The organism is Endozoicomonas sp. ISHI1 (assembly GCF_024606225.1).
GTDB lineage: Bacteria > Pseudomonadota > Gammaproteobacteria > Pseudomonadales > Endozoicomonadaceae > Endozoicomonas_A.
Genome location: NZ_JAGRPU010000113.1, coordinates 1 through 2268 on the forward strand (window position 1 = coordinate 1; position 2268 = coordinate 2268).

Sequence of the window (2268 nt, forward strand, 5' to 3'; positions counted from 1 at the left end):
ACTGATCTTTGAGTTGGGGATCAATAGAATTGTCTTCGATTATGTTTTTGATCCAATCCTCTTTTTTGTCGGATCCGCTACCGGCAATCTTCTCTTGTAATATGGCTTTGATCGGATCGTCTTCGGACATGACATCGTCAGATTGACCTTCAGTTCCGACATATGTAAATAGATTTTCAGCCTCAAGGGAGGCCAGTCCGAACTTTAATCGGTATTCAACAGTACTTTTGTCAGGCCGCAAGGTAAAAACAATACGGTTTGGTTCAGGGTAGAGCGCGTCGATGGAGGTTGACGGTCTGGCAGCAGCCGTAACCGCAACGGCGTAATTTGCATGGATACCTGTTTTGGCTAACTCCCTCAAAACTCCAGGTACAACAAAAAGTTTATGGCTAGCATCCAGTACACCCACAGAATCTACAAGGCCTTGTGCAGAGTTATAAAAATAGAATGCTATGTTTTGTACGGTGGTATCTCTTGGGATCGCCATTCTTAAAATCGATGATAGCGTTTTCGTTACATGCTCTGCACGGGAACTACTATGTGAACTGTACTCAAAGAAATGAACAGTTCCGGTAATTATGACTTTAGTGTCTTCACCAATGTTTGTGAACGGTATTCCTTTTACTGTTTCGAGTTTAAGTTCTCCTCGTCCCGATGCACCAATAACAACGTTATACAAAACGCTGTCTTGAGTGCGGTACCCGTCATAAAGATCAGTAGACTTTATTAAATATTCTCTGTTATTTTGAAGAGTTAGAGAAAAATTAATCACTATTAATTTATCGTATAGTCGCCTACGCACTATTTGTGACGGTTTGAATAAAAGATCATAAGATTTCCTATTATAGAAGGGATTGTTCGTTGAGAATTCATGAAATGGAACGATCACAGGTCTTTTTTGCATTTGGATTTTTTGTAATCTTTCAAAAGATCCATAAGCTAGTTTAGTGATAATGTGGTAGTCAGCCTCATTTTTATCATATGAAAGTTGAGTTGACATCATTGCAACTTTATTAATGTCATCGCCGGAGATCTTCACTTTATTATTATCATAGAATTGAATTAGAACCTCCCTTATCTTTGCTGTGAATTCTTTTTCGCTTAATCTGAGTTGTTTAAAATCTTTTACGGCATCATGAATATGAACGATTTCATTAAGTGATATTTTGACTAGAGCGTTTTTTGAGCGAGATATTAATACCATTGGCTGGTTTGAATTATCAAGAGTGCTGCCGAAAAAAATACTTGCTAAATTTGTTGTTACTCCTAAAAATACTCTATTTATGGTATGGTCCGTTGTATGATATTCCCCTAGTCTTTGGAATAGATTATCAATACTGGTTTTTTCTATGATACTTTTAACCAGTCTGATGTCTTGTTCTGGAAGGTTTTTATCGTATGTCTCAAAATAAGGACTAGGGTCTTGAATAATACCATCTGAGAACATTTTTTCTGAAAGAGCACGTATCACAGCTCTTTCGATCTGACTTTTTCTTTCATCAGTTAATGGTGTTTCCAATGTATGGCCGAGCGAAGTCATCGCTTCTGTTAAGAAGTCAATGTTCAGTTCTGGTAGTACTCCTTTATCAATATATGCACCTCCTAAGTCTAATTCACTATGCAGACCTAAAAATCTTTCGGTTAGTAACGTGTTAGTAAAGCTTAAACTGTAATTAATGTATTGAATCTCTTTTGGTTTGAAATTATCCATTGTTCTATGAACGTCAATATTGTCAATGGATATTTCAATTTTATTTAGCATCTCATTGGTTTTATCCCATTGTATGGTAAACGACTGCTTTACATTATCTGAAAAACTGGATCTCAGTATATTCAATTGTTCTACTGTTGTACTTTCACCCATAAAATCATCAATTTTTTTCCAGGTGTTATCTTTCAACCTCGCAATATCATCATCGGGGGAATCTTTCTCAATAGCATCTTTGTTTATCTCGGAAATCAGCAGCGAATATAGAATTTTTCGGTATGCCAAAAGTTCAGGAGCCCATAGATGGATTTTATAGTCAGGGTTTACATTGGCCCATATTGCCAGAAAACTTAACTCCCAACCTTCAGCAGGACCGACAATACTAACATGAATATTCTTGGGTATGGTTGGCATGATAACACCTGATAGATTGACCTAGCAGCCTGTCGGACTTAAGGCTGTCCTACTGCGGTTGCAATAAATTGGTCTAAAAATTCCTGCTTCTTCGTCAAATAGCTCGCTATTCTCCTCAGAAGCAGAAATTTTTATCCTCAATTTCT

1 protein-coding gene is annotated in these 2268 nt (G+C 37.1%); it reads right to left on the minus strand.

Going from position 1 to position 2268, the window contains the following annotated elements; all coding sequences use genetic code 11:
* A partial coding sequence (locus KBW69_RS23260; RefSeq protein WP_257282513.1) for a hypothetical protein occupies positions 1-2122 on the minus strand: 2122 nt, incomplete at its 3' end.
* Positions 2123-2268 lie beyond the last annotated feature (146 nt).